Here is a 25,617-nt window from a genome sequence, read left to right on the forward strand (position 1 = left end):
AAGCTAATATCGAAATAGATAAATGAAAAAGTAAAGTTGTGCTGCAATTATAGGGGGAAATGAAGTGGAATTAAAAGAGAAAGCGATAGAAATGGCGGAGATTTATAGGCAAAATCCGAAAGTGGAGGCTATTATTTTAGCTGGTTCAGTAGCTAGAAAGCTAGAAGATGAACATTCAGATATAGAACTACATATTTTATGGTCAATGCCACCAGAGAATGAGGATCGTAAAGGGCCTATTAACTATATTGGTGGAACAATTTTGTCATATCATCCTTATGAGGAAGAAGAATGGTCGGAAACGTATTTGACGAAAGAAGGAATTAAATTAGAGATTAGTAACTTTTTAACAGAAACAGTAGAGAAAGTGATTTCGGATGTGGTGGATCAATATGATATAAGTTATGAAAAACAATGTATCGTATCATCCGTTCATGATGGTGTTAGTTTGTATGGAGAAGAGAAAGTACATGAATTAAAAGATAGAGTGGTGGCATATCCAGAAGACCTAGCGAAAAGGATGATTTCAGAAAATCTTTGGTTAAGCAATCGCTGGCATAATCGAGAGGCACTTTTAAAACGAAAAGACTGGCTTATGCTATATGATGTTATTTGTGAAGCACAAAGAAATATATTTGGGGTCTTATTTGGTTTGAATAAAATGTATGTACATCACCCGGCGTTTAAATGGATGCCATATAATGTGGAACGAATGATTATTAAGCCTGAAAACTTATATGAGCGTATGGCGAATACGTTAATAGGGAAACCAGAGTATAGTATACAGGAGTTAGGAGTGTTAATCGAGGAGCTATTACAGTTAGTAGAACACCATGCTCCGGAATTACATATTGCTGAACAGCAAAAGCGTATTCAATATGCGAAATAAAAACAAAGAGATGTAACCCTTGTTACATCTCTTTGTTTTTTATTTTACTAATTTCCCCAGTATAGGTAAGCGTTGAATTCTATCACCGAGAATATGTGAAGCAAGTCCACTAGTTAATACGAATAAAAGGTAAACAAGTCCTCCTACAGCGCCGCATATAACAACAATGAGAAGTGATTCGATATAAGATTGTCCAGGAATTAACCATGTTAAAATTGCTTTTAATGCAATTACAACAGCAGACATTGCTGCGGAGTAAATTGTAATAAGAAATACTGTTTTTGCTGTCTCACTAATTTTAAATTTCGCAAACTTAACGATGCAGTACAACATAATACTATTTGAAACGAGGTATCCAAGAATAGTTCCAAGTACAGCACCGTGTCCGCCAAATAAATGTAAGAGCGGTGTATTTACTACAACTTTAACGAGAATCCCGGCTGAGAATGCAATCATTGTTTTTCTTTGATAATCGATTCCTTGTAAAATAGCTGCTGAAACTGTGAAAATCGCACTTAATATAGCAGACGGTGCGAATGAAATTAAATATTGTGATCCACCAAGTGCAATTTCAGGATTTACATAAACCATACGGAATGCATCGTAAGCGATACTAGCAAGACCAAAGGCAGCCGGGATCGTGAAGAATAACAAGACTTGAAATATCTTTGAAATTTGTTCTTGTAATTCTTCTAATTTCCCGCTTGTATAAGATTTCGTTATTGCCGGAATGATCGTTAAGGAGAATCCAGTTGCAAGTGAAGCTGGAATCATAATTAACTTTTGGGCATAGTTCGTTATATAAGCGAAAACTGCATTTGCTGTTTCTAACGGCTCTCCCATCGCTCTAAGGACATCAGCTACAGTATATTGATCTACTAACGTGTAAAGTGGAATTGCGATGCCGACAAATACAATTGGGATTGCATAGCGAAGTAATTCTATATAAATATTTTTTAATGGGATATTCGATGCTCTTGATTTTAATTCACCTTCGGGAGGTTTTAACCCATTATATTTTTTCCAGTACATCATTAAAATAGAGACACTTGCAAGTGCTCCGATAACAGCTCCAAACGTAGCAACTGCAACTGAAGAAGCTACTGAACCCCCTAATAATTTTGAGACGATAAAGCTACCAACTAAAATGAAAACAACACGTGCAATTTGTTCCACGACTTGAGAAACAGCACTTGGTTTCATATGTTGAAAACCTTGGAAATAACCACGTGTAACACTCATAGCTGGTACGATAATAAGTGCAAAACTTAATGCTCGCATCGTAAGTGTTACGTCAGCGATAAATTGTGGATCTGGCGTTTTCGAGCGAATAATAAATTGTGATATGTACGGTGCTCCAATAAATAAAATTAAAAATCCTAAAAAGCCCATAAACAACATTAATTTTACACTAGAATTGTATAATTTTTTGCTTGTACTATAATCACCAAGCGCATTATGCTTTGCAACGAATTTGGAAACGGCAATAGGAATACCCGCTGTTGAAAAGCTTAATAAAATACCGTACCAAGAGTATGCATATCCATATAAAGCAACCCCTTGCGTTCCAACTAGTAATTGAAAAGGGAAGAAGTATATAAAACCTAATATACGTGAAATCATTGTGGCCCCGCTTAATAAAGCAGTTCCTTTTAAAACTTTTGACGTAGACAAAATTCTTTCCTCCTACTCTTGCTGTCTTGCATTCATCGTATACTACTATAAACCTGCTAGGGAAGTTAATACAGTATAAACCATAAATGTTCTAATACTATTCATTTAAAAGTCATATTTTGAATTTTTAAATAGAATGTAATACATAAAAATTCAAAATATAAGTTGACACTATTTTTAATGTATGATAAAAATGATAGTAATCAATTCGGAAAATAATATTTGGGCAATGAAAGGGTATAGTAGTGAATATCTCCCTATTACAGAGAGCTGATGGTTGGTGTGAATCAGTATATAGATTATTCATGAAGTTCGTCCTGGAGCATCTTTCATAAATCTCACATTATGAGGAAATGAAAGACGGTAGTTTATACCGTTATCAAATAAAGTGGTGAAGATTGTTTCACAACTAGGGTGGTACCGCGATATTTATCGTCCCTACGTATTTACGTAGGGACGTTTTTTATTTAGGTCTTACTTTGTTGTGGCTTCATAACTAGGGTGGTACCGCGATAATTTATCGTCCCTACGTATTTGCGTAGGGACGTTTTTTATTTAGGTCCTAACTTTGGTGTATCTTCATAACTAGGGTGGTACCGCGATATTTTTGTCGTCCCTACGTATTTACGTAGGGGCGTTTTTTATTAGTAGAGAGGAAGTGAACGTATTAGAAAAGAGTGTGGATAGAACAATATAAATACCGAATTGTAAAACAGAAAAAGATAAAGAGAGGAGATTAACAAATGAATTCACAGCAATGGACATCGAAATTAGGTTTCGTATTAGCTGCAGCAGGTTCAGCGATTGGTCTAGGGGCAATTTGGAAGTTCCCATACATGGCCGGAATTGGAGGGGGCGGCGCGTTCTTCCTTATTTTTATCGGTTTCACATTATTAATTGGTTTACCGCTATTATTAGCTGAATTTGTTATCGGAAGAAGTACACAAAAAGAGGCTGTTGATGCATATAGAGAAATCGCACCAAAAACATTATGGCCATGGTTAGGGAAATTAGGGATTGTAACATGTTTCATATTACTTTCTTTCTACAGTGTTGTAGGAGGATGGATTTTATTATATTTATGGAATGCAATTACAGGTAGACTATGGGAAGGAAATGGCGCATACGAAGCTACGTTTGGTGAAATCATTTCCAATCCGTATTTAGCAGTTGGATCACAGCTATTATTCATCCTTATTACTATTTTCATCGTAAGTAAAGGTGTACAAAATGGTGTTGAAAAAGTAAATAAATATTTCATGCCAGCATTATTCGTTTTATTCTTTGTTTTAATCGTTCGTGCACTTACGTTAGATGGTGCTGGAGAAGGAGTTCGTTTCTTCTTACAACCTGATTTCTCACATGTAACATCAGAAGTCATTTTATATGCGATGGGACAATCGTTCTTCTCGCTATCTGTCGGTGTAGCTGTTATGGTAACGTATAGCTCATACTTGCCGAAAGAAGAAAGCTTACCGCGTTCAGCATTTTCTATCGTAGCTTTAACACTTGTGATTACATTACTTGCAGGACTTGCAATTTTCCCAGTAGTGTTCGCATTTGGAATGGAACCATCTCAAGGACCGGGGTTATTATTTATCGTACTGCCAGCTATTTTCAGTAAAATGGCATTCGGAAAATTCTTCTTCATCGTTTTCTTACTACTATTCTTCTTTGCTACTATTACATCAGCAATTTCGATGTTAGAAATTAGCGTTGCATCTTTAACTGCAAAAGGTAAAGGGAAACGTGAAAAAATGGCTTTAATCGTAGGTTTATTAATTTTCGTTGTTGGAGTACCGTCAGCACTATCATTCGGTATATTAAGTGATCTGAAGATTTTCGGAAAGACAGTCTTTGATTTAGCTGATTATGCAGTTAGTAACGTATTAATGCCACTTGGTGTTTTATTAGTTTCTATCTTTGTTCCTTTAAAAATGAAGAAAGATGTATTAATGAAAGAGCTTGGTGTAAGTAAAAATAAAGGCTATAAATTATTCGTATCATGGCTATTCTTACTTCGCTTCATCGCACCAATTGCGATTATTATCGTATTCTTAAATGTACTGGGCATTATTTAAACAAAAAGGTAGCGTATCATACAATGATACGCTACCTTTCTTACTTTGTTCTTTTTTGTAGTTCGTTTACTGTTACGAACTGATAGCCCTTCTTAGATAAAGAGTCTAAAATACCTTCAATGGTCTGTAAACTTTCATTAGACTCATCATACATAGAGTGCAGTAAAATGATAGAACCTGGTTTTACATTTTTATTAACATATTCAATTTTATCAGCAGCAGATTTATAAAAAGTATCAGGTTCAAGATCCCATGTAATCGTTTCGATATTATTTTTATTTAAATAATATGGTAGTCCAATTAATTTTTTTCCATTAGGTGGTCTAAAATCAATTTCACCTGTAAATCCTATTCGGCGGATTAATGAATTTGTTTTTTCTATTTCTTCTTTAATAAAAGAAGGTGTTTTAAAAACCATTCTGTTATGAGAATATGTATGGTTTCCAATTTGGTGTCCAGATTGTACGATAGATTCTCCTAACGATAGGTTTTTCTCTAATTCATTTCCAATTAAAAAGAAAGTAGCTTTTGCATTGTATGTATCTAGTAGCGGTAATATTTGTTTTACATTATTAGTAGGGCCATCATCAAAAGTTAAAGCAATCACCTTTTCATTTGTTTCTACTCGATTTGTTAAATCTCCAAATAATTGAAAGCTTCTTGCATTCATCAATTTGTATGTTCCGAATAATGCTACAGTAATAATGAATATTGTAAAGATTGTAATGATTTTTTTCTTCTTCATAACGCAACCTCACTATAGTTTTTGATTGGACTAAAAAGTATTATATCAAACTAAGTAATTTCATGCTTTAAAAAGGATGTGGATGCAAGGGGAAGGAATTTATCATATAATGTAATGAAAAAGGTATATTAGGAGGTGTTTACATGGCGATTATAATTCAATTGCCAGACACTGCAGCGTCTCATGCAAAGCCAAGTATGGAAATGGCGATACTTTGCGTGAGGTAGACAAGTAATATACAATTCATCGCCAAAATGAGCTTGTATCATTTTTTTGTATTTGGCTTTGCACCTTATTGAAATGAACCATAAAAAATAAGGGGCGAGCAGAAATGAAATACGTAAAAGCTAAGGCAGTTTTACCAGAGAGTTTAATTACTGAAATTCAAAAGTATATACAAGGTGAAACAATTTACATTCCAAAACAAGAAACGAAACATTATAAATGGGGGACACGATCTGGAGGAAGAAAACAGTTAGATGAAAGAAACAAAGCCATTAAAGAAGCGTTTAAAAGTGGAATTGCTATTCATCAACTTGCAGAAGAGTATTTTCTTTCCGGAGAAACGATTAAAAAGATTGTGTATTCTAAATGAAAAAAAGAGTCTAGTTCAAAATTATTTTGAACTAGACTCTTTTTTGCTTTGTATCTATTGGATATATAGCTTATGAATGGGAAAGATAATAGAAAAATATGTCGTTTTTTTACTAAATAGAACATTTGAGTGAAAAGCAGAAAGGTGAACATATATGAATCATATTGGACAAATAACGATAGAGCTTTTAATTGGTTTCTTTGTTCTATTAATTGCTACAAAAATATTAGGGAAAACACAAATATCTCAGCTAACACCCTTTGATTTTATTTCTGCTATCGTCCTTGGTGAGCTCGTTGGAAATTCAATATATGACCCTAAAATTAAAGTGTGGTCTATTTTATATTCAGTATTTGTATGGGTAATTTTAATTTATACAATAGAAGTGATAACGCAAAAAATAAGAGGAACAAGAAAGTTTTTTGAAGGATATCCTTCCATTATTATCCGTAATGGAAAAATTGATCGTGAACAATTAAGTGTAAATCATTTGGACATTAACCAATTACAACAAATGCTTAGGCAACAAAAAGATATATTTTCAATCCGAGAAGTTGAATATATGATATTAGAACCTAACGGAAATATAAGTGTTCTGAAAAAAAGTAAATACGAATCTCCCACTATAAATGATTTAAGTTTAAAACATAAGCCTGTATACTTACCAATTTCATTAATTAGTGATGGAAAAGTAGTGAAAGATAATTTGAGAGAAGCGGGCTTTGATGAAGGATGGCTGTATAAGCAAATAAAGCAAAAAGGAATTACTAAATTTGAAGACGTGTTATATGCGGAATGGAAAACAGATGATGGCTTCTTTTGTCAGGAAATGGAGCGGTAAAATATAATCGATGTATGTAATATTCGTTTCTAAGTTATCTTTTACATACCAAAAAGCTAAATCATTGTATACAATAAGATTAGATCAACAATTTGTATGGAGTGATAAAGATGGAAGCTTTTATTAGAAGTGATCAATACAATTTTATAAAATCACAAGCTTATATTTTAGCGAATGGGCACGCAACGGCAAATGATAGAGGTGTCATTCAAGCGTTAAAATCATTAGCAATTGAAAAGATAATACATGTATTTGAGAATTTAACGGATGAGCAGAAAGAGTTAATCGATACGGTATTAACAGTTCAAAATAGAGAAGATGCAGAATCGTTTTTAATGAAAATAAATCCGTACGTCATTCCGTTTCAGGAAGTTACAGCACAAACATTAAAAAAATTATTTCCTAAGGTGAAAAAATTAAAACTTCCTGATATGGAAGAAATGGACATGAAAGAATTATCTTATTTAAGCTGGATTGATAAAGGGTCAAGCAGGAAATTTATTATAGCGAAAAATGATAAAAATAAGTTTGTTGGTCTGCAAGGAACGTTTCAAAGTTTAAATAAAAAGAGCATTTGTTCTTTATGTCACGGACATGAAGAAGTAGGGATGTTTTTAGTTGAAATTAAAGGTGATATACCAGGAACTTTCGTGAAAAAGGGAAACTATATTTGCAAAGATGCCGTGGCCTGTAATCAGAATATGAAATCACTTGATAAATTACAGGATTTTATTGAGAGATTGAAGAAATAAAATGGAAAACCTCTAGTGCTTAAACTGGAGGTTTTTTATTTAAGAAACGGTAATAGATTTCTTTTTTAAAAGATATAATTTATAAGTAAAACATAGGAGAGCTAAAGAAATGTTTAAAAAGTTTTTACTTTCTTTACCGGATGTTTTACTTATTACATAACATACACAACTACTCTTAGTTTTGTACAGATGTTAGTAATTTCAATTACAATCGGAATCGTTGGTGGTCTTGTTATAAGAATTTGTAAGGATTTATTTGCTTTTATGAAGTGGACAATTGAACAAAAGAAGTCTTGACTATGCTTAATTGTTACTAGGAGGGGATGGAATGAATCAGAAAAAGAGTAGAGTGAAAAACGAAATCGCACTTTGGACATTAACAGCGGTTGTTCTCATCATTGTATGGTACTTTTTTCAAAGATAAAAATGCATCGTACTAAAAAGCACGATGCATTTTTATTATTTTTTTTGCCAATTTTCTTTTATAAAGTCTGCACGGCCAGATTCTTTTTGCTCAGTAGCATATTTTTCTGGGTTCTTTTTATAGAAGTGTTGATGGTATTCCTCAGCTTCATAAAAAGGTGCAGCTGGGCGAATTTCAGTTACGATTGGCTCTTTAAACATACCGCTTTCTGCAAGAGTTTGTTTTGATTTTTCAGCAAGCTCTTTTTGCGTTTCGGTATGATAAAAAATAGCGGTGCGATAAGATGGACCACGGTCAAAGAATTGTCCGCCATCATCAGTTGGATCGATTTGTGGCCAGTATAAATCTAGTAATTTTTTATATGGAAAAATAGAAGGGTCGAATGTAATTTGTACGACTTCTAAATGACCAGATGTACCAGCTTTAACTTGTTCATATGTTGGGTTTTCTACATGACCACCTGCATAGCCGGAAAGTACTTTATGAATACCAGGAAGTTCATCAAATGGCTTTACCATGCACCAAAAGCAACCGCCTGCGAAGGTTGCGAGTTCGTATGTTTTTTCGGACATTGCTGTAATCCTCCTAAATATATGTGTTTTATATAGTATTATACAAAAAGTTTTATTGAGCAATAAAAAAGATTCAAAAATATATGTATTATTAAAAATATTTTTGAAAAACATGTTGACAATGAAAAGAACAACGTCCTATAATACGTGTAACAAATAAAAGTTAATTAAGAATTTTCTAACTTTATATGTTGTATATGCAAAGAAGAGGAAAGTAGATGATTATGATCGTTTCAGAGAGCTACTCCAAGGCTGTGAGGGTAGTAACAATCGAATCATTGAAGATCACCTCGGAGCATCGCTTGCGAAAGGGAAACTGAGTAGAGGGCGGCGGCATCGTCTCCGGTAAAAGGACGGAGGTCTGATTGGACCTACAAAGCTTATATTTCGTGAGAAGTATAAGGAAGCTGAGTGGTAACGCGAAACTCTCGCCTCAGCAATCAAAGCTACTAAATTGTAGTAGTTGATTGCTGAGGGGAGAGTTTTTATTTTTAAAAATAAGAGAATGCGTAGAAGAGGAGAGTAAATGATAAAAATTGTTTCAGAGAGCTACCCAGATGCTGTGAGGGTGGTAACAATGTCATCATTGAAGATCACCTCGGAGCACTACTTTTGAAAACTAGTAAAAAGTAGCGGAGTTGTTTCCGATAGAAAAACAAAAGTCTAATTGGACTTGCAGAGCTTATATTTCGTGAGAAGTGTAAGGAAGCTGAGTGGTACCACGATTCCCTCGTCTCAGCAATGGATTGCTACAAGTATGTATGTAATCGATTGTTGAGACGAGTATATTTTTAGGAATTATATACTGAATATTCTGTTAAAAATAACTCATCTCAGCAATCGATATAGAAATGGATTGCAAAAATAGAGAGAAAAAAAGAGGAGCGATGTGAGATGGGAAACCAGTATATTTATATGAATGGGGAATTTGTAGAAAAAGAAAAGGCGGTTGTTTCAGTATATGATCACGGTTTTTTATACGGAGACGGTGTATTTGAAGGAATTCGTAGTTACGGTGGAAATGTATTTTGTTTAAAAGAACATGTAAAACGATTATATGAATCGGCAAAATCTATTTTACTTACAATCCCACTGACAGTTGAAGAAATGGAAGAAGCAGTTTTACATACACTTCAAAAAAACGAATACGCCGATGCTTACATTCGATTAATTGTCTCAAGAGGAAAAGGTGACTTAGGGCTCGATCCGAGAAGTTGTGTGAAACCGAGCGTTATTATCATTGCAGAACAATTAAAGTTATTCCCGCAAGAATTTTACGATAACGGACTAAGCGTTGTATCTGTTGCATCACGACGTAACACGCCAGATGCTTTAGACCCACGTATTAAGTCAATGAACTACTTAAATAACGTACTTGTAAAAATTGAAGCGGCACAAGCAGGAGTGCTAGAGGCACTTATGTTAAATCAGCAAGGATATGTTTGTGAAGGATCTGGAGACAATGTTTTCGTTGTGAAAGATGGAAAAGTGTTAACACCGCCTTCTTATTTAGGAGCACTAGAAGGTATTACGAGAAATAGTGTTATCGAGCTATGTGAGCGACTTAACATTCCATGTGAGGAAAGGCCATTTACTCGCCATGACGTATATGTAGCAGATGAAGTATTTTTAACGGGAACGGCAGCAGAATTAATTCCAGTTGTAAAAGTTGATTCAAGAGAAATTGGAGATGGGAAGCCAGGAAGTGTAACGAAACAATTGACAGAGGAATTTAAAAAATTAACGAGAGAGAGAGGAGTACGTGTTCCAGGACTGGCGGAAAGTTTACTGTAGGTAGGGAGAGGAGTTAATTAAAATGGAGCAGCATACAACATATGAGAAATTACAGTGTGAAGAAGTGACAGGAGCTGGACACGTTATTCAATGTTTGAAGAATTTAGGCGTAACGACTGTTTTCGGTTATCCGGGCGGAGCGATTTTGCCAGTGTACGATGCGTTATACGGAAGTGGTTTGAAGCACATTTTAACTCGTCATGAACAAGCTGCTATTCATGCGGCAGAAGGATATGCGAGAGCTTCTGGAAAGGTCGGGGTAGTCTTTGCTACCTCTGGCCCAGGGGCGACAAATTTAGTTACGGGCTTAGCAGATGCTTATATGGATTCGATTCCTTTAGTTGTCATTACAGGGCAAGTTGCAACGCCTTTAATTGGTAAAGATGGATTTCAAGAAGCGGATGTTGTCGGAATTACAGTACCTGTTACGAAGCATAATTACCAAGTTCGTGATGTAAATCATGTATCACGAATTGTGCAAGAAGCTTTTTACATCGCCAAAAGCGGACGACCGGGACCAGTATTAATCGATATTCCAAAAGATGTTCAAAATGCAAAAGTCACCAGTTTCTTTAATGAAGAAGTTGATATTCCGGGGTACAAACCAGAACTCGTACCAGACAGCATGAAACTTAGAGAGGTGGCTAAAGCAATTTCAAAATCAAAACGTCCACTTCTTTATATTGGAGGAGGTGTCATTCATTCAGGTGGATCTGATGAACTAATCAAATTTGCAAGAGAAAATCGTATTCCAGTCGTGTCAACTTTAATGGGACTGGGTGCGTATCCGCCGGGAGATTCATTATTTTTAGGAATGCTCGGTATGCATGGAACGTACGCTGCAAACATGGCAGTAACAGAATGTGACTTATTACTTGCTTTAGGTGTTCGTTTTGATGACCGTGTAACAGGAAAATTAGAACTCTTTTCTACGCATTCGAAAAAGGTACATATTGATATAGATCCTTCGGAGTTTCATAAAAATGTAACTGTGGAATATCCAGTTGTTGGAGATGTGAAAAAAGCGTTACACATGTTGTTACATATGCCGATTTGTACACAGACAGATGAATGGGTTACGAAAACCGAGGAGTGGAAAGCGGAATACCCTCTTTCCTATAATCAAAAAGAAAGTGAGTTAAAACCACAGCATGTTATTAGCTTAGTAAGTGAATTAACGAATGGTGAAGCAATTGTTACGACAGAAGTAGGACAGCATCAAATGTGGGCTGCACATTTTTATAAAGCGAAAAACCCGCGGACTTTTCTAACATCAGGTGGATTAGGAACGATGGGATTTGGCTTCCCGGCGGCAGTTGGTGCTCAGCTTGCAAAAGAAGAAGAACTCGTTATTTGTATTGCAGGTGATGCTTCTTTTCAAATGAATATTCAAGAACTACAAACAATTGCTGAAAATAACATCCCTGTAAAAGTATTTATTATAAACAATAAATTTTTAGGGATGGTAAGGCAATGGCAAGAAATGTTTTATGAAAATCGATTATCAGAGTCGAAAATTGGATCGCCAGATTTTGTGAAAGTGGCAGAAGCTTATGGAGTGAAAGGGTTAAGAGCGACAAATTCAACTGAGGCGAAACAAGTGATGTTAGAAGCATTTGCTCATGAAGGACCTGTCGTAGTTGATTTTTGTGTAGAAGAAGGTGAAAACGTATTTCCGATGGTTCCACCAAATAAAGGGAATAACGAAATGATTATGAAGAGGTGGGAAGAATGAGTCATACTTTTTCACTCGTTATTCATAACGAGCCAAGCGTCTTATTACGTATAAGTGGGATTTTTGCTCGGCGTGGTTATTATATTTCTTCTTTACATTTAAACGAAAGAGATAATAATGGTGTTTCTGAAATGAAACTCACAGCAGTTTGTACTGAAAATGAAGCGACATTACTTGTTAGTCAGTTGAAAAAATTAATTGATGTACTACAAGTAAATACATTATAAGGAGTGTATGGAATATGAAAACGTATTATGAGAAAGATGCAAATGTAGATTTACTACAAGGGAAAACTGTTGCAGTAGTTGGCTATGGATCACAAGGTCATGCACAAGCGCAAAATTTACGTGATTCTGGTGTGGAAGTTGTAGTTGGTGTTCGTCCTGGTAAGTCGTATGAAGTAGCGAAAGCGGATGGGTTTGAAGTAATGTCTGTTTCAGAAGCGGTTCGAACCGCACAAGTTGTACAAATGTTACTGCCAGATGAACAGCAAGCTCATGTGTATAAAGCAGAGGTAGAAGAGAATCTTCGTGAAGGACAAATGTTACTTTTCTCACATGGATTTAACATTCACTTCGGCCAAATTAATCCGCCAAGTTACGTAGATGTAGCGATGGTTGCGCCAAAAAGTCCAGGTCATCTCGTTCGCCGTGTATTTCAAGAAGGAAATGGTGTTCCAGCATTAGTCGCAGTGCATCAAGATGCAACAGGCACAGCTTTACATGTAGCACTTGCGTATGCAAAAGGTGTAGGGTGTACACGTGCAGGTGTAATTGAAACGACATTCCAAGAAGAAACCGAAACGGATTTATTCGGAGAGCAAGCTGTACTTTGCGGAGGGGTAACTGCACTTGTGAAAGCTGGTTTTGAAACATTAACGGAAGGCGGATATCGCCCTGAAATTGCATACTTTGAATGTTTACATGAATTAAAGTTAATTGTTGATTTAATGTACGAAGGTGGTTTAACGAACATGCGCCATTCTATTTCAGATACGGCTGAGTTCGGAGATTATGTAACAGGATCGAGAATTGTTACAGATGAAACGAAAAAAGAGATGAAACGAGTGCTTACAGAAATTCAACAAGGTGAATTTGCGAAGAAATGGATTTTAGAAAATCAAGCTGGGCGTCCAACATATAATGCGATGAAAAAAGCAGAGCAAAATCATGGGTTAGAAAAAGTAGGAGCAGAGCTTCGTGAAATGATGAGCTGGATTCATGCACCGAAAGAATTAGTAAAGAAATAGAGTAATAGATTGTAAGTGAAAAATACGTAAGAGGGGATTTGACAAGATGAGAAGTGACATGATTAAAAAAGGTTTTGATAAAGCGCCGCACCGCAGTTTATTAAAAGCAACTGGTTTAAAAGATGAAGATTTTGATAAACCGTTTATAGCGATCTGTAATTCTTTTATTGAAATTATTCCAGGTCATAAGCACTTAAATGAGTTTGGGAAACTTGTTAAAGAAGCAGTGCGTGCAGCAGGTATGGTTCCATTTGAATTTAATACAATTGGAGTAGATGACGGTATTGCAATGGGGCATATCGGTATGCGTTATTCGCTTCCGAGTCGTGAAATCATTGCAGATTCAGTAGAAACGGTTGTAAATGCACATTGGTTTGATGGCATGATTTGTATTCCAAACTGTGACAAAATTACACCCGGTATGATGATGGCTGCACTTCGTATTAACATTCCAACTGTTTTTGTTTCAGGTGGTCCGATGGCGGCTGGAAAAACGTCAAAAGGGGACGTTGTCGATTTAAGTTCTGTTTTCGAAGGAGTAGGAGCTTATCAATCTGGGAAAATTTCAGAAGAAGAATTAAAGGATATTGAAGATCATGGCTGCCCATCTTGTGGTTCTTGTTCTGGTATGTTTACAGCGAACTCTATGAACTGTTTATGTGAAGTATTAGGTTTAGCTCTTCCTGGTAACGGTAGTATTTTAGCTATTGATCCAAGACGCGAAGAATTAATTAAACAAGCAGCAGAAAAATTAAAAATTTTAATTGAAAGAGATATTAAACCACGAGACATTGTAACGGAAGAAGCAATTGATGATGCGTTCGCGCTTGATATGGCGATGGGCGGTTCAACAAATACAGTGTTACATACATTAGCACTTGCACATGAGGCAGGACTAGATTACGATATGAGCCGTATTGATGCCGTTTCAAGACGTGTACCACATTTATGTAAAGTAAGCCCTGCGTCCAATTGGCATATGGAAGATATTGATCGCGCGGGCGGGATTAGTGCCATTTTGAAAGAGATGAGCCGAAAAGAGGGAGTACTTCATCTAGATCGTATTACTGCTACGGGGCAAACATTAAGAGAAAACATTGCTCATGCAGAGATTAAAGATAAGGAAGTGATTCATTCTCTTGAAAACCCTCATAGTGAAGAAGGTGGATTACGTATATTAAAAGGAAACCTTGCGAAGGATGGGGCAGTTATTAAAAGTGGGGCAACTGAAGTAAAACGATTTGAAGGACCATGCGTTATTTTTAATTCGCAAGATGAGGCGCTTGCAGGCATTATGCTTGGGAAGGTTAAGAAAGGGGATGTAGTTGTTATTCGTTATGAAGGACCAAGAGGCGGTCCTGGTATGCCGGAAATGTTAGCACCAACGTCAGCGATTGCTGGCATGGGATTAGGTGCAGATGTTGCGTTGTTAACCGATGGTCGTTTCTCTGGTGCTTCACGTGGTATTTCAGTAGGGCATATTTCGCCAGAAGCAGCTGCGGGCGGAACGATTGCACTTCTCAAGCAAGGGGATATCGTTTGTATCGATGTTGAGGAAAGGTTGTTAGAAGTAAGAATTAGTGATGAAGAATTAGATAAGCGTAAAAAAGAATGGAAACGACCAGAACCGAAAGTGAAAACGGGATGGCTTGGGCGTTACGCACAGATGGTAACGTCGGCGAATACAGGTGCAGTCTTAAAAGTCCCAAATTTTGATTGAGCCAATATAAAAGAGATAAGGATGATATATAATGGTGCAAAAGGTAAAGGAGAGAGTGAAAATTGAAGATATCTTAATGGCTCATAATTGCATGAAGGATATCGTTATTAAAACACCGTTACAACGTGATACAGTTTTATCTGAGAAATATGATTGTGACGTTTATGTAAAACGAGAAGACTTACAATTAATTCGCTCTTTCAAAATTCGTGGTGCGTATAATCTAATTCAAAGTTTACCGAAAGTGCAATTACAAAACGGTGTTGTTTGTGCAAGTGCTGGTAATCATGCGCAAGGAGTAGCTTATACGTGTAATTTATTGAAGATTCCGTCAAAAATTTTCATGCCGACGACGACACCTAAACAAAAAGTGTCACAAGTACAATTTTTCGGTGGTGATTTTGCGGAAATTGTATTAGTTGGTGATACATTTGATAGCTCTTTCCAAGAAGCACAGCGTTATTGTGAAGAAAATAGAATGACATTTGTTCATCCGTTTGATGATCCGTACGTAGTTGCTGGTCAAGGGACAGTGGCAGTTGAAATTATGCATGATATGGAGAAACCGGTTGATTATATCTTTACAGCAATTGGCGGTGGTGGATTAGCATCAGGTGTTGGTACATATGTAAAAGGTGTTAGTCCTGCTACAAAGGTCATTGGTGTAGAGCCAATGGGAGCTGCATCTATGAAAGAGGCTTTTCTTCAAAATGATAATGTGGCATTGGAGAAAATAGATAGTTTTGTTGATGGGGCTGCGGTTAAAAAGGTAGGAAAGTTAACATTTGAAACTTGTAAAGATGTAATTGATGACATTGTTTTAGTACCAGAGGGAAAGGTTTGTACGACGATTTTAGAACTATATAAGAAAAATGCGATTGTAGCTGAACCAGCTGGTGCACTCTCTATTGCAGCGCTTGATTTATATAGAGATGAAATAAAAGGTAAAACAGTTGTTTGTACGCTAAGTGGTGGAAATAATGATATTGATAGAATGCAAGAAATGAAAGAACGTTCGCTCATTTACGAAGGGTTAAAGCATTATTTCATCATTGAATTCCCGCAGCGTTCCGGTGCGTTAAGAGAATTTCTTGATAAAGGATTAGGGCCAGAAGATGATATTACTCGCTTTGAGTATATTAAGAAACATAATAAGGAAAATGGTCCAGCATTAGTTGGGGTAGAGTTAAAACATAAAGAAGATTACGAGCAGTTAATTATCCGTTTTAAAGAAAATAATATTCAATTTATGGAGCTTAATAAAAATCCTGTTTTGTTTGATTTACTTATTTAATAGAAGGAAAGAGTTAGCATCCAAATCAAAAAGATAGATACAAGCGGGGAAATATAATGCTTGTTCTATCTTTTTTATAGTTAAACTAGATACTCATTAAATTCAAGAAGGATAAAGCTAGTTAACCAAAAAAATATTGCAATACGAATGATTACATACATAGTAAATTCAAAGGTAGTAAGTGTTCGCTCACGTTTTATTTTTTTTAGAAGTCTAACAGAAAAAAATGAACATAAAAGTAGAACGGCTATAGATACTTTATAAATATTCTCTAACAAACTTACATTTTCTAATAAGTCTTTCAGCATGTTCATCACCTATTCTGTAAAGTATGTTACAGAGAAATAAATCTTGCGGTGTCTAGTTTCGTTTGTTTTTTATGTTCCCTGTATCATCAATTTCTACATCAGTTGAAATTGTTTGTAAATATTGTAGAGCTTTTCTCTTTTCCTCCTCATTCACAGGGGAAACTTGGTTGTTACGAATGATGTAAGGATTGAATGACATTTGGACATCCTTTCCTTTAAAAGTTAAAGTTAATACGCCAGTTTCGGCACTTTTTCCGTTCACATAACTTGGGAATAAAAAGTTTCCTAATGAGTAAGCGATAGGAACTTTATTATAATACTCAAATCCTTGAAGCCAATGTGGGTGACTTCCGACAATTGCGTCAGCCCCTGCTTCAACCATTTTAGGTACATATTGTTTTTGGTATTCTACAGGACGATTTGATTTCTCAACGCCCCAATGCATATAGACGATTAAATAGTCTGCATCTTTCTTTTGTTCTTTAATTGTTTTTGTTACAAGATTTAAATCATACCCATTCGCAACACCAGGTTTATTGTCACCAGCTACCCAATTCGTATCAGGCATAAATCGAACAAAGGAAAGAAATTTGAACTTTTTCCCTTTTACAGTCATTTCTCGTGCTGTATATGCATCTTTTGCATTTTTCCCGGCTCCGATATAAGGGAACTTTAATTTTTCTACATGAGAGATTGTGTCTAGTAACCCCTCTTGACCATAATCAAGTGTATGGTTATTCCCAATATTTACGATGTCATATCCAGTGTTTTTTATAGCTTGAAGTGTGGATGGATCACTTTTAATCCAAAACAATTGTCCAGGTGCTTTCTTTTCTCTCGTTGTAAATGCTGACTCTAAATTAACGAAGGAAATATCAGCTTTTGTTATTTCTTCTTTTACATGCTGGAATGGATAGTCAGCCCCGTTTTTTTCGATTACCGGACGTAATTGCCAATCGAACATTGTATCACCAGAGAAGGTGAGTGTGATTTCCGGGTCTTCTATTTTCTTTTCACTTGTTGAAGCGGTTTTACTAGATTTGTTTTGCAAATCAGGTTTGTCTTTCGCTTTTGAAGTAAAAGAGTAGTTAATTAATAAAACAATTGGTGTAATGCAAAAGGCTATTAACAGAAATCGTTTTAGTAAAGTTTTCATAAATACCTTCCCTTTTGAGTTTATCCCGCAATTAAATTAGCAATGAGTCTACAAAAAGTAATTGGTTTATGTACAGATATAAAAAATGCGGTTTATGTATTGAAAAAATATTTGTTAATATTCTCAATATTAAGTTAACATATAGATAACCTGTAAATCAATGAATAAACCAAAATATAGAAATAAAGAATTCGAAGGGTGAAGAATGAGAAATGGTTATATTAGGAGCGGTTGTAAATGGGATTTGCATTATATTTGGTACTTTACTAGGTAAATTATTTAGTAGAATACCAGAAAGTATGAAGGGAACAATTATGCATGCAATCGGTTTAGCGGTTACTGTACTTGGACTTCAAATGGCATTGAAAAGTGAAAATTTTCTTGTTGTCATACTAAGTTTAGTAATTGGTACCGTCATCGGGGAATGGTTACAATTAGAGGGAAAGTTAAAACAGTTAGGAGATTGGCTAGAAAATAAAGTTGGATCGAAAGGGAAAGGGAGTATATCAGAAGGTTTTGTAACAGCTACTTTAATATTTGCAATTGGCGCGATGGGGATACTTGGTGCACTCGACAGCGGTATTCGTGGCAATCATGATATTTTATTTACAAAGGCAATTATCGATGGATTTATTTCTATTATATTAACGACAACTCTAGGGATTGGCGTAGTATTTTCAGCGATTCCAGTCATTTTATATGAAGGTGGCATTGCAGTTTTTGCAACACAAATTAATAGTTTGGTCCCGAAAGGATTAATGAATCAATTTATAGTAGAAATGACAGCTACAGGCGGTATTATGATAGCCGCTATTGGATTGAACTTACTGGGATTTATTAAAATTAAAGTTGCAAATTTACTTCCAGGTATATTAGTAGTTGGAATCATTGTTTCACTTATTTATAGTTACGGTTTAATAGTAAAGTAGGGGAGGGAGATACATATGGAGGAATTTCAATTTACAAAACGTGTGCATAACATATTGAAGAGTGCAGCAGAAGAGACAGAATGTAATATCATTCAACCAGTTCATTTATTTATTGGCATGTGTAAAGAAGGTACTGGCGTATGCAGCGAGTTGTATATGTATTTGTTTCGTAACGTGGGTACGGATTTTTTAGAAAAACTTTCATTACGAAAACAATATGATTTAACGGATCAAGATTATAAAAAAATAGGACAATATAAATTATCACATAAGACGCTAGAAATTTTACAAATAGCGAAGAAACGTATGGAACGTTTTCAACAAGCAATAATGAATGAAGGACATGTTATATATGCATTATTTCGTGTAAATCCAGTTATTGAAAATGCACAGATGCAAAGAGATATATTACGTATTATAGCTGAGCCAAGAGATTTAGCAGTCGATTTAAAAGGTTTTGTTCCTATTTATAATGATTTAACTTGTACTGTTAGAAAGGCTAACGCTTCTGATTTTGAACAATTAGCAAGTTTTGTTGAAGCAGAATTTGGTGAACGGTGGTTACATTCGATAGAGTATGGATTTCGTACATATAAAGAAAATTCACCTATTTATATAGCGGAAAAAGAAGAAGTGATAGTAGGTTTTGCTTGTTATGATGTAGTGAGAGGAAAGAAAGGATTATTTGGTCCAATGGGTATAGCGAAACAAAATCGTGTAAAAGGTGTAGGGAGGCAATTGTTACATCTTTGTTTACAGAGTATGAAGCAAGAAGGATATGAATATGCAATTATTGGACAAGCAGGTCCGATTGAGTTTTATGAAAGAACTTGTGATGCTCGTTTAATACCGATAGGGAATAAGTAACCAACTCCATATACGGGAGTTGGTTTTATTATGAAAATAATGTAGAGATGTAGTGATTCTTATTAGAAAATAGCGGGTTTTGTAGTAAATCTTACAAATAAAGCAAATTACTAAACTTTTTATAAGAAAGGGTGTAGAATGGGTATCTAAAGAAAGAAGGTGTGAAAATGGCCAGCTGGAAACGAAATTTAATGATTTGTTGGCTAGGTTGTTTTACCACTGCAGCCGGTATGAGTTTAGTAATTCCTTTTTTATCTTTTTATATTGAGGAATTAGGGGTGACTGGCACTTCTAGTATTGCACAGTGGTCAGGACTTGCATTTGGTGTAACATTTTTAATGGGTGCGATCGTATCACCAATATGGGGAAAGCTTGGTGATATACATGGACGGAAATTGATGCTAATTCGTGCTAGCCTTGGTATGGCGATTATTATGACGCTTATGGGGTTTGTAACGGATGTATATCAACTAGTCGCACTAAGGTTTTTGATGGGAGCAGTATCTGGTTTCCTTTCAACAGCGATGACATTTATTGCAGCAGAAACTCCGAAAGAACATTCAGGTTGGGCAATTTCTACAATTTCAACCGGGGGCGTGAGCGGCTCATTACTTGGTCCATTACTTGGTGGATATTTGTCTGAGTTAATTGGAATGCGCCATGTTTTTCTTGTTACAGGAGCTTTTTTATTCCTTTCTTTTCTCATCGTTTTTTTCTTCCTACATGAAGAGAATCACTCCGCTCAAGCAAAAAAAGTACAACCGAAAAAAGTATGGACGATGGTTCCAGCGAAGCATTTAATTGTTAGTTTGTTTGTAACAACATTTATTATTCAACTTGCTAATATGTCTGTTCAGCCAATTGTTACATTATACGTGAAAAATTTAGTTGGTCCTCAAACTGCGCATATTGAAACAATTGCGGGCGCCGTTATGTCAGCGACAGGATTAGCTGTTATTTTGGCAGCACCAAGACTCGGACGATTATCAGATCATATCGGTCCTCAAAAAACGTTAGTTGTAGCGTTGTTTGCTGCAGGAATTATCTTTATCCCGCAAGCATTTGTAACCTCAGCTTGGCAACTATTAATTCTTCGATTTTTATTAGGAATCGCACAAGCAGGATTATTACCTTCCGTACAAACTCTACTAAAACAACATACACCAACCCATGTAACCGGACGAATATTTGGGTATAATCAATCGTTTCAGTTTTTAGGAAATATGATTGGACCAATACTTGGTGGACAAATTGCAGCGCATGCTGGTTTTCAATATGTTTTCTTCTCTACATCATCACTATTGTTTATTGCGTGCATTTGGGTTTATTTTCATAATAAGAACGAAGGGGTATCAGAGAAACGACATTTGGAAGTTAGTTAACTAAGTGAATGAAAAAAGGATGAAGCAATGAATGCTTCATCCTTTTCTTTAAAATTTAAGACATAGATAACTTAATGTACCAAGCTCATAACTACGGTGAATGACTTCACCGCTGTTCTCGCCACTTCCCATTGCAATAAATAAAGGAACAAAATGCTCTGCTCTTGGTACAGCTAATTGAGCATGAGGGGCATTTTTCTCCCAATTAAATAATGCATCCTTATTGTTAGTTTGCATATGTTTTATAATCCAATCATCAAATTCAATTGCCCATTGTTCGGGTGTACTTTGATTCCATTTCAGTGCTCGTAAGTTATGAACGGTAACACCGCTACCGATTACTAAAATATCTTCTTGTCCAAGTCCTTTTAATGCTTCTCCAACCTTAAATTGCTCTTTTGCAGGAAGGAATGGATTGACTGATATTTGTACGACAGGAATATTTGCTTCTGGATACATACGGTGCAAGAGTGTCCATGAGCCGTGGTCTAAACCTCTCGTCATATTATGATGGACTGGAATACCTTTGTTTTTAAATTTTGTTTCTAACATGGATGCAATGTTAGAAGAGCCTTTCGCACGATATTTGATTTCGTATAACTCAGGGGGAAAACCTCCAAAATCATAAATTGTTTCATATTCGTTATCTGATGAAGAAATCGTTAGTACTTCGCTTTCCCAGTGAGCGGTGAAAATAACAATTGCTTTTGGTTTATATGTTTCTCCAAGCGTTTTTAAAAACCTTGTATATTCTGTATCTTGAATAGCGAGCATCGGTGAGCCGTGTGCTAAAAATAATGATGGCATCATAGTAGAACCTCCTAAAATTATATAGTTACTTTATGTAAGTAACTATATAATTTTATTTTATGTTCGTCAATAGAATAGTTTGACAGCTAATCGGAAAAGGAAGACGTTTGTCATAATGACAGCAATTGCATATAATACATAATAAGAATAATGAATGGATATTCATTTTTTGAGATACATAATAGAGTTGGGAGCTGACGAAATGAACGTACAGGCAAGTTTCGTTACGGCAAAGGATGGATCAGAAATTTATTTACGTAAGTGGTTACCAGAAGGTGAACCGAAAGGGATTATTCAAATTGCACATGGTATGACAGAACATGCAGGCGTTTATACAGACTTTATTGATGCGTTATTAGAAGCGGGCTATGGTGTTTATGCGCATGATCATAAAGGTCATGGGAAAACGGTGAAGAGAGAAGAAGATTATGGTCATTTTAAACCCAATGTAGGTTGGAATGAGGCTGTATCTGATGTTATCTTTGTATCTGAAACGATAAGAAAAGAGCAGACATGCCCGTTATTTTTACTTGGACATAGTATGGGTTCTTTTTTATCAAGACGTGCTGTACAACTGAAAGGTGAATTATATGATGGATTCCTTATTTCAGGAACTGGTGGGAATCCAGGGTTTTTAGGAGTTATTGGTCATAAAGTAGCGACAATTGAGATGAAATTACGTGGGGAAAAAACGAAAAGTCCGATGCTAAATTTTTTATCTTTCGGAAACTTCAATTCACACTTTAAACCAAATCGTACAAAATTTGATTGGTTATCTTCAGATAATAATCAAGTAGATAAATATATTGCGGATCCGTTATGTGGATTCATTTGTACGACGAGTTTTTATCGAGAATTATTTTCTGGTGTATTAGAAGTAAATAAACTAGAAGAGTTCAAGAAAACACCGCAAAACCTTCCAATACATATTTTTTCAGGAAATCGTGATCCTGTTGGGGATATGGGGAAAGGCGTAAAAGAAGTATACGAGAATTATAAAAAATGTGGCGTGAAAGATGTAACACTGCGTTTATATGAAAATGGAAGACATGAAATGTTCCATGAAGTAAATAGAGAAGAAGTATTTAAAGATGTGATTTCGTGGTTAGAAGAACATAATAAATGAGAATGAAAGCTAAGTCCAGACTGTTTATAGTTTGGACTTTTTGTTTGTAGGTGTTGCAAGTATTTACTGATGTAGTGTTCATATCATTTTTACATATTTGAAGGTAGGTTATCTTCTATATAATTAAATAGATAGAAAGCCTTGTGCAAATGAGGAGATAAATGTATAAAATTAATAATCAAACTTTTTATAAAGCAACAGAGTCCATTCATAATAGTAGTATAATAGTGAATGAGGTGTTAATAGAATGGAAGATAAAACATTAGGTTTACTATTAGATGTTGTTGGGGAATTATTTTCAGATGAAATTTCAATTGCTGTATCGAATACGAAAGAATATATATACTATCGGCCAAGTAAACGAATTGATTTAAAGATTAGCGTAGGGGATCCTATTAAGGAAGGAACAATTGCTCATAAAGCAATGGTGACGAATCAAAAAACCTCTGAGTTTATGAATCGGGATGTTTTTGGTATTCCTTATCATGGTATGGCAGTGCCATTTTCAAACAATGGAAAGCTTGAAGGTTGCGTGACAGCTATTTACCCAGCTTTAACGGACGGAAAATCAGTCGTTACTTTAAAAACAACGGACGGCTGGATTCCGGTTCCTTTTTCAAAAGTCATGTATTTAGAGGCGAAAGATAAAAAGACGTATGTAAATGCAGAAGAGTTAACAGGGACACATAAATACTCGTTACAAGAATTCGAATACTTACTTCCGAAAGATTCATTTATTAGATGCCACCGTTCCTTTATTGTAAATGTGAATCATATTAAAGCGATTTATCCTGATACGCATTCAACTTTTTTACTTTCTATGGATAATGGTGAAAGGGTACCAGTGAGTCAGTCATACGCTAGTTATTTTCGTAAGCTTCTAGGATTTTAAATTATTCTGCTTTAGAGGTTAGATTCGCTGTTTTGTCTGAATTTTCGCCATTGTATACTGAAATCCCTATTTAGATACTGTTAAAGTGTAAAATAATTATGAATATTCATAAGGAGAGGGATTACATATGGAGAATAATTTGGATAGAATTAGGGATGAACGTCTGAAAGATCGCGTAGTTACACCTGAAGAAGCAGCTTCATGGATTGAAAGTGGAATGACTTTAGGCTTAAGTGGGTTTACACGTGCAGGTGATGTAAAAGCAGTCCCATTTGCGCTTGTAAACCGAGTTAAGAATGATACATCTTTTAAAGTAAATGTTTATACTGGTGCCTCTTTAGGTTCTGATGTAGATAAATTATTTGCGGAAGCAGGAATTTTAGGGAAAAGATTGCCTTTCCAAGCTGATGCGACTATGCGAAAAGGAATTAATAACGGAGATTTTTTATTTGTGGACCAGCACTTATCTCATACATCAGAGTTACTTCGCGCTGACGTTATGGATGTAGATTTTGCTATTTTGGAAGCGGTTGCGATTACTGAAGATGGCATGATTATTCCAACAACTTCAATAGGAAATTCTTTAGCGTTTTCTTTAAATGCTAAGTCCATTATTATTGAAATGAATATGGCTCAATCCACGCAGTTAGAAGGACTGCATGATTTATATGAACCAGGTAAACAAGGAGAAAGACTTCCAATTCCGATTGTGAAAACGGATGATCGAATTGGAACGATTGGCATTCCAATCGATGTTGAAAAGGTGAAAGGGATTGTGTTTACGAACCAATTAGACTCACCATCGACAATTGTTCCTCCGGATGAAGAAACTGTTATTATGGCACAGCATTTAATAGAGTTCCTTCGAAAAGAAGTCGAAGTAGGCCGATTAACAAATCGTTTAGCACCGTTACAATCAGGAATTGGCTCAGTGGCTAATGCTGTTCTTCATGGAATGTTAGATTCGGAGTTTGAAGATTTAGAAGTGTATTCTGAAGTTTTACAAGATGCGGTCTTTGATCTTATGGATGCTGGAAAAGTCAATTTTGCTTCATGCTGTTCAATCACACTCTCTGAGGAGAAAATGCAAAAAGTATTTTCCAACTTTGAAAAATATCGTGACAAATTAATGATGCGCCCGCAAGAGATTTCTAATCATCCTGAAATCATTCGTCGCCTCGGATTAATCTCGATTAATACTGCTTTAGAATTAGATATATACGGAAATGTGAACTCTACTCACGTTTTAGGCACAAAAATGATGAATGGTATCGGTGGTTCTGGTGATTTTGCGAGAAATGCTCGCCTAGCTATCTTTGTTACGAAATCGATTGCGAAAGGTGGCAACATTTCAAGTATCGTTCCTTTTGTTTCACATGTGGACCATACGGAACACGATGTAGATGTTATCGTCACTGAACAAGGGTATGTTGATCTAAGAGGACTGGCCCCAAGAGAAAGAGTGGAATTAATTATCGAGAATTGCGCACATCCAATGTATCGTGATCAGCTAAGAGCTTATTACGAAGAAGCTAAAACGAGAGGTGGACAAACTCCTCATGTTTTAGAAAAAGCTTTTTCTTGGCATATGAATTATGCTAAAAATGGAACAATGCTTGAAGCAGTAGTAGAAACTGTATAGGTGTGTATCGTTAGAAATAGTAAAACGAAAGATTGAGTTTGAAAAAATTTTAGAAGAAGAAAACGCCAACTTTCAAAGATGGCGTTTTTTTCTTTAAATATATTGTTACAGGCCGTACTGATTATAATAAAGATTTATGA

General features: G+C 35.6%; 23 protein-coding genes, 1 pseudogene and 2 other annotated features. Of the genes and pseudogenes, 18 read left to right on the forward strand and 6 right to left on the reverse strand.

Translation table 11 applies throughout. The annotated features are described in order from the left end of the window. Positions 1 to 64 precede the first annotated feature (64 nt). Complete coding sequence (locus FH036_RS13055; RefSeq protein WP_139895841.1) at positions 65 to 889, forward strand: DUF4037 domain-containing protein; 825 nt, start codon at positions 65 to 67, stop codon at positions 887 to 889. Between the two features lie 39 nt (positions 890 to 928). Here the strand turns inward: FH036_RS13055 and FH036_RS13060 are convergent, their stop codons facing one another. Continuing rightward, entirely contained in the window at positions 929 to 2,563 is a 1,635-nt protein-coding gene (locus tag FH036_RS13060) for a putative polysaccharide biosynthesis protein (RefSeq protein WP_000107871.1), read from the reverse strand. A gap of 220 nt (positions 2,564 to 2,783) precedes the next feature. Further along, positions 2,784 to 3,006: a binding site (T-box leader), on the forward strand. 300 nt (positions 3,007 to 3,306) lie between these two features. Between FH036_RS13060 and FH036_RS13065 the strand changes: the two genes are divergently transcribed. Then, positions 3,307 to 4,644, forward strand: coding sequence for a sodium-dependent transporter (locus FH036_RS13065; RefSeq protein ID WP_139895842.1), 1,338 nt, complete (start codon positions 3,307 to 3,309; stop codon positions 4,642 to 4,644). Positions 4,645 to 4,684: 40 nt separating this feature from the next. Here FH036_RS13065 and FH036_RS13070 read toward each other — a convergent pair whose 3' ends face one another. Then, positions 4,685 to 5,389 (reverse strand): polysaccharide deacetylase family protein, encoded by a 705-nt coding sequence (locus FH036_RS13070; protein ID WP_139895843.1) that lies wholly within the window; start codon positions 5,387 to 5,389, stop codon positions 4,685 to 4,687. A 331-nt stretch (positions 5,390 to 5,720) separates the two neighbouring features. On the opposite strand from FH036_RS13070, the gene FH036_RS13075 reads away from it, so the two are divergent. The 4 genes and pseudogenes from FH036_RS13075 to FH036_RS27405 all read left to right on the forward strand — a co-directional run bounded on the left by FH036_RS13075 (position 5,721) and on the right by FH036_RS27405 (position 7,874). Further along, positions 5,721 to 5,984, forward strand: a complete 264-nt coding sequence (locus tag FH036_RS13075; protein ID WP_000878319.1) for a CD3324 family protein — start codon at positions 5,721 to 5,723, stop codon at positions 5,982 to 5,984. Positions 5,985 to 6,138: 154 nt separating this feature from the next. Next, positions 6,139 to 6,825 carry a DUF421 domain-containing protein gene (locus FH036_RS13080; RefSeq protein WP_001015528.1) on the forward strand — a complete coding sequence of 229 codons (687 nt, stop codon included), beginning with the start codon at positions 6,139 to 6,141 and terminating at the stop codon, positions 6,823 to 6,825. A gap of 110 nt (positions 6,826 to 6,935) precedes the next feature. Next, positions 6,936 to 7,577, forward strand: a complete 642-nt coding sequence (locus FH036_RS13085) for a FusB/FusC family EF-G-binding protein (RefSeq protein ID WP_000387076.1) — start codon at positions 6,936 to 6,938, stop codon at positions 7,575 to 7,577. Between the two features lie 109 nt (positions 7,578 to 7,686). Further along, a pseudogene (locus FH036_RS27405) lies at positions 7,687 to 7,874 on the forward strand (hypothetical protein). Between the two features lie 162 nt (positions 7,875 to 8,036). On the opposite strand, the gene msrA reads toward FH036_RS27405, so the two are convergent. Then, complete coding sequence (msrA, locus tag FH036_RS13095) at positions 8,037 to 8,573, reverse strand: peptide-methionine (S)-S-oxide reductase MsrA (protein WP_070805745.1); 537 nt, start codon at positions 8,571 to 8,573, stop codon at positions 8,037 to 8,039. A 501-nt stretch (positions 8,574 to 9,074) separates the two neighbouring features. Beyond that, positions 9,075 to 9,314: a binding site (T-box leader), on the forward strand. A gap of 153 nt (positions 9,315 to 9,467) precedes the next feature. On the opposite strand from msrA, the gene ilvE reads away from it, so the two are divergent. From ilvE to ilvA, 6 genes are read left to right on the forward strand one after another with little or no spacing between them, the layout of a single operon-like run. Then, entirely contained in the window at positions 9,468 to 10,367 is a 900-nt protein-coding gene (gene ilvE / locus FH036_RS13100; protein ID WP_000528137.1) for a branched-chain-amino-acid transaminase, read from the forward strand. Between the two features lie 22 nt (positions 10,368 to 10,389). Then, positions 10,390 to 12,102 (forward strand): acetolactate synthase large subunit, encoded by a 1,713-nt coding sequence (gene ilvB / locus FH036_RS13105; RefSeq protein ID WP_139895844.1) that lies wholly within the window; start codon positions 10,390 to 10,392, stop codon positions 12,100 to 12,102. Further along, the gene (locus tag FH036_RS13110) at positions 12,099 to 12,329 is read left to right on the forward strand and encodes an ACT domain-containing protein (RefSeq protein ID WP_000019911.1); all 231 of its coding nucleotides are present in this window, start codon (positions 12,099 to 12,101) and stop codon (positions 12,327 to 12,329) included. The genes ilvB and FH036_RS13110 overlap by 4 nt, the downstream gene beginning before the upstream one ends. A gap of 14 nt (positions 12,330 to 12,343) precedes the next feature. Continuing rightward, the gene (gene ilvC / locus FH036_RS13115) at positions 12,344 to 13,351 is read left to right on the forward strand and encodes a ketol-acid reductoisomerase (protein ID WP_000861126.1); all 1,008 of its coding nucleotides are present in this window, start codon (positions 12,344 to 12,346) and stop codon (positions 13,349 to 13,351) included. Positions 13,352 to 13,397: 46 nt separating this feature from the next. Beyond that, on the forward strand, positions 13,398 to 15,071 hold the full coding sequence (gene ilvD / locus FH036_RS13120; RefSeq protein WP_070805749.1) for a dihydroxy-acid dehydratase: 1,674 nt from the start codon (positions 13,398 to 13,400) through the stop codon (positions 15,069 to 15,071). A gap of 31 nt (positions 15,072 to 15,102) precedes the next feature. Further along, positions 15,103 to 16,365: a threonine ammonia-lyase IlvA gene (ilvA, locus tag FH036_RS13125; RefSeq protein ID WP_139895845.1), complete on the forward strand. Its 1,263-nt coding sequence runs from the start codon at positions 15,103 to 15,105 to the stop codon at positions 16,363 to 16,365. 80 nt (positions 16,366 to 16,445) lie between these two features. Here ilvA and FH036_RS13130 read toward each other — a convergent pair whose 3' ends face one another. Together FH036_RS13130 and FH036_RS13135 are read right to left on the reverse strand one after the other, a co-directional pair. After that, on the reverse strand, positions 16,446 to 16,673 hold the full coding sequence (locus FH036_RS13130; RefSeq protein WP_139895846.1) for a hypothetical protein: 228 nt from the start codon (positions 16,671 to 16,673) through the stop codon (positions 16,446 to 16,448). 52 nt (positions 16,674 to 16,725) lie between these two features. Beyond that, positions 16,726 to 17,829 carry a CapA family protein gene (locus FH036_RS13135; RefSeq protein ID WP_139895847.1) on the reverse strand — a complete coding sequence of 368 codons (1,104 nt, stop codon included), beginning with the start codon at positions 17,827 to 17,829 and terminating at the stop codon, positions 16,726 to 16,728. 212 nt (positions 17,830 to 18,041) lie between these two features. Between FH036_RS13135 and FH036_RS13140 the strand changes: the two genes are divergently transcribed. The 3 genes from FH036_RS13140 (at position 18,042) to FH036_RS13150 (ending at position 21,007) form a co-directional block, all read left to right on the forward strand. Then, positions 18,042 to 18,758, forward strand: a complete 717-nt coding sequence (locus tag FH036_RS13140) for a DUF554 domain-containing protein (protein WP_000236045.1) — start codon at positions 18,042 to 18,044, stop codon at positions 18,756 to 18,758. Positions 18,759 to 18,773: 15 nt separating this feature from the next. After that, positions 18,774 to 19,625, forward strand: a complete 852-nt coding sequence (locus FH036_RS13145; RefSeq protein ID WP_139895848.1) for a GNAT family N-acetyltransferase — start codon at positions 18,774 to 18,776, stop codon at positions 19,623 to 19,625. Positions 19,626 to 19,792: 167 nt separating this feature from the next. After that, entirely contained in the window at positions 19,793 to 21,007 is a 1,215-nt protein-coding gene (locus FH036_RS13150) for a multidrug efflux MFS transporter (RefSeq protein ID WP_139895849.1), read from the forward strand. Positions 21,008 to 21,055: 48 nt separating this feature from the next. Here FH036_RS13150 and FH036_RS13155 read toward each other — a convergent pair whose 3' ends face one another. Further along, positions 21,056 to 21,817 (reverse strand): DODA-type extradiol aromatic ring-opening family dioxygenase, encoded by a 762-nt coding sequence (locus FH036_RS13155; protein ID WP_139895850.1) that lies wholly within the window; start codon positions 21,815 to 21,817, stop codon positions 21,056 to 21,058. A gap of 202 nt (positions 21,818 to 22,019) precedes the next feature. Between FH036_RS13155 and FH036_RS13160 the strand changes: the two genes are divergently transcribed. From FH036_RS13160 to scpC, 3 genes are all read left to right on the forward strand, one after another. Next, positions 22,020 to 22,943, forward strand: coding sequence for an alpha/beta hydrolase (locus tag FH036_RS13160; RefSeq protein ID WP_001102550.1), 924 nt, complete (start codon positions 22,020 to 22,022; stop codon positions 22,941 to 22,943). 247 nt (positions 22,944 to 23,190) lie between these two features. Further along, the gene (locus tag FH036_RS13165) at positions 23,191 to 23,835 is read left to right on the forward strand and encodes a LytTR family DNA-binding domain-containing protein (RefSeq protein WP_000389713.1); all 645 of its coding nucleotides are present in this window, start codon (positions 23,191 to 23,193) and stop codon (positions 23,833 to 23,835) included. A 127-nt stretch (positions 23,836 to 23,962) separates the two neighbouring features. After that, positions 23,963 to 25,477 carry a succinyl-CoA:acetate CoA-transferase ScpC gene (gene scpC / locus FH036_RS13170; RefSeq protein WP_000429781.1) on the forward strand — a complete coding sequence of 505 codons (1,515 nt, stop codon included), beginning with the start codon at positions 23,963 to 23,965 and terminating at the stop codon, positions 25,475 to 25,477. Positions 25,478 to 25,617: the final 140 nt, after the last annotated feature.

The organism is Bacillus sp. CD3-5 (assembly GCF_006349665.1).
In the GTDB taxonomy this organism is placed as follows: domain Bacteria; phylum Bacillota; class Bacilli; order Bacillales; family Bacillaceae_G; genus Bacillus_A; species Bacillus_A paranthracis.

Excerpts from the sequence above, each read along its gene's own strand:
- FH036_RS13065 (WP_139895842.1), top strand. The coding sequence starts at position 3,307 with ATGAATTCACAGCAATGGACATCGAAATTAGGTTTCGTATTAGCTGCA.
- FH036_RS13070 (WP_139895843.1), bottom strand. The coding sequence starts at position 5,389 with ATGAAGAAGAAAAAAATCATTACAATCTTTACAATATTCATTATTACT.
- FH036_RS13075 (WP_000878319.1), top strand. The coding sequence starts at position 5,721 with ATGAAATACGTAAAAGCTAAGGCAGTTTTACCAGAGAGTTTAATTACT.
- FH036_RS13080 (WP_001015528.1), top strand. The coding sequence starts at position 6,139 with ATGAATCATATTGGACAAATAACGATAGAGCTTTTAATTGGTTTCTTT.
- FH036_RS13085 (WP_000387076.1), top strand. The coding sequence starts at position 6,936 with ATGGAAGCTTTTATTAGAAGTGATCAATACAATTTTATAAAATCACAA.
- msrA (WP_070805745.1), bottom strand. The coding sequence starts at position 8,573 with ATGTCCGAAAAAACATACGAACTCGCAACCTTCGCAGGCGGTTGCTTT.
- ilvE (WP_000528137.1), top strand. The coding sequence starts at position 9,468 with ATGGGAAACCAGTATATTTATATGAATGGGGAATTTGTAGAAAAAGAA.
- ilvB (WP_139895844.1), top strand. The coding sequence starts at position 10,390 with ATGGAGCAGCATACAACATATGAGAAATTACAGTGTGAAGAAGTGACA.
- FH036_RS13110 (WP_000019911.1), top strand. The coding sequence starts at position 12,099 with ATGAGTCATACTTTTTCACTCGTTATTCATAACGAGCCAAGCGTCTTA.
- ilvC (WP_000861126.1), top strand. The coding sequence starts at position 12,344 with ATGAAAACGTATTATGAGAAAGATGCAAATGTAGATTTACTACAAGGG.
- ilvD (WP_070805749.1), top strand. The coding sequence starts at position 13,398 with ATGAGAAGTGACATGATTAAAAAAGGTTTTGATAAAGCGCCGCACCGC.
- ilvA (WP_139895845.1), top strand. The coding sequence starts at position 15,103 with ATGGTGCAAAAGGTAAAGGAGAGAGTGAAAATTGAAGATATCTTAATG.
- FH036_RS13130 (WP_139895846.1), bottom strand. The coding sequence starts at position 16,673 with ATGCTGAAAGACTTATTAGAAAATGTAAGTTTGTTAGAGAATATTTAT.
- FH036_RS13135 (WP_139895847.1), bottom strand. The coding sequence starts at position 17,829 with ATGAAAACTTTACTAAAACGATTTCTGTTAATAGCCTTTTGCATTACA.
- FH036_RS13140 (WP_000236045.1), top strand. The coding sequence starts at position 18,042 with ATGGTTATATTAGGAGCGGTTGTAAATGGGATTTGCATTATATTTGGT.
- FH036_RS13145 (WP_139895848.1), top strand. The coding sequence starts at position 18,774 with ATGGAGGAATTTCAATTTACAAAACGTGTGCATAACATATTGAAGAGT.
- FH036_RS13150 (WP_139895849.1), top strand. The coding sequence starts at position 19,793 with ATGGCCAGCTGGAAACGAAATTTAATGATTTGTTGGCTAGGTTGTTTT.
- FH036_RS13155 (WP_139895850.1), bottom strand. The coding sequence starts at position 21,817 with ATGATGCCATCATTATTTTTAGCACACGGCTCACCGATGCTCGCTATT.
- FH036_RS13160 (WP_001102550.1), top strand. The coding sequence starts at position 22,020 with ATGAACGTACAGGCAAGTTTCGTTACGGCAAAGGATGGATCAGAAATT.
- FH036_RS13165 (WP_000389713.1), top strand. The coding sequence starts at position 23,191 with ATGGAAGATAAAACATTAGGTTTACTATTAGATGTTGTTGGGGAATTA.
- scpC (WP_000429781.1), top strand. The coding sequence starts at position 23,963 with ATGGAGAATAATTTGGATAGAATTAGGGATGAACGTCTGAAAGATCGC.